Genomic DNA, 1429 nt, shown 5'->3' with positions numbered 1-1429 from the left:
CTTAATGTTAAAGTCCAGCGGGAAATTGGGACGACGTCTTGAGGGTTTTGGTGGGGTTTGTTTCATGAATTGAGCCCATTAAAAAAATAATGGACATCATCTTCAATAACTTGATGGGGAATTAACAGACGGCGCTGGGCGTACGCTTACATGCCAGACAGGCCTATACCTTTTATCCGGGCAGCGAGAAGCTGGATGCCGCGGTGACGCTAATGCATGCATACGGTGCCAGGATCAACCGGCCACGCATGCTGGCGACCTACGCCGCCATCCATCATGAATTGGGGCACGGAAGCGCTATGCTGTATCGTTATTCTGGCGTGGAGAAAGAAGAAAGTACCTTTATCGCCTGCTATTTTTGGCGCGTGGAGGCGCTGGCCAATCTTGACGGCAGGGATGAAGCCAACGCCGCCATGACCGAGATTTTCGACAACCTGTGCGATAACGGCAACATTGAGACGTTCAATGAGATGTTTGACGTGAATACCGGCCTGTGGCGCGGGAATCTGCCGCAGGGACTCAGTCATCAGGCGCTTATTTGCGCGGCCGCGGCCCTGTCGAACCAGACGATACCCTCTGCCGTTACGTCAAGGCAACGCGTGGCGACGGACGATAACTAACGTCTATGCCCGGCCGGGGGATTCAGGCCGTCAGCGCCGCGCAGGAACGTGTTCCGCCAGCAAAGCCACGCGAATCCCGCCCGCCTTCCGACAACCGTGTACGGCGGATACGGCACTCTCACACATGCCTGGGTCGGCGTAAGCGCTAACGTCGGAGCCTGACGGGGGGAACTACCCGGCCACGTAAGCGACATCCCTATCGGCAAGTAGGTCATCCGGCTCGCGACCGCTGCCAACGCATTTTTTTAACAAGGCAACAATCAACACGACGATCGTGCCGGCAATCAATCCCAGCAGCATATCGCTGAGACTGGTCATCAGCGTCCCGATTAGACCGCGATAGTGTTCGCCGATGCTGTCGATAAGACCGTGCGTCCAGGGAAAACCATGCACCAGGATGCTGCCACCCACCAGAAACATGGCAATGGTGCCCACCACCGACAGGGTTTTCATCAGTAGCGGCGCGGCGCTGACGATCCCTGTGCCCGCGCGACGCACCCTGTCCCGTCAGCCGGCTCATATACAGCCCCAGGTCATCCATTTTGAAAATCGCCGCCACAATGCCGTAAACCCCCAGAGTCATCACCAGCGCAATCAGCACCATCACCGCAATTTGATTAAGCAACGGCGCTTGAGCGACGATATTAAGCGATATCTGAAGATTCCGAGTAAGCGCCCCGTGGAGGACGTCTTGAATTATTGGTGGGTTTGTTGTATGAGACAGTAAACCTACGTTACACGCTTATGCTCATTGCATTTTCACATTGTATTGATTTTAATAATTTTTATTTCCATCCCGGTTTGAGTGA

The 1429-nt window shown here is 54.6% G+C and carries 1 protein-coding gene and 2 pseudogenes; 1 reads left to right on the top strand and 2 read right to left on the bottom strand.

The window, feature by feature from the left end; genetic code table 11:
- Positions 1-152: 152 nt before the first annotated feature.
- Positions 153-620 (top strand): annotated as a pseudogene (locus tag ACMX3H_RS18630) (glycoside hydrolase family 15 protein); the annotation flags it as partial.
- A gap of 171 nt (positions 621-791) precedes the next feature.
- Here ACMX3H_RS18630 and ACMX3H_RS18625 read toward each other — a convergent pair.
- Positions 792-1118, bottom strand: a complete 327-nt coding sequence (locus ACMX3H_RS18625) for a DUF808 family protein (RefSeq protein WP_415211844.1) — start codon at positions 1116-1118, stop codon at positions 792-794.
- Between the two features lie 19 nt (positions 1119-1137).
- Positions 1138-1275: pseudogene (locus ACMX3H_RS18620) on the bottom strand (DUF808 family protein); the annotation flags it as partial.
- Positions 1276-1429 lie beyond the last annotated feature (154 nt).

Source organism: Sodalis sp. (in: enterobacteria) (genome assembly GCF_047607725.1).
Taxonomy (GTDB): domain Bacteria; phylum Pseudomonadota; class Gammaproteobacteria; order Enterobacterales; family Enterobacteriaceae; genus JBLKSS01.
This window is presented reverse-complemented; position numbering and strand designations above follow the sequence as displayed.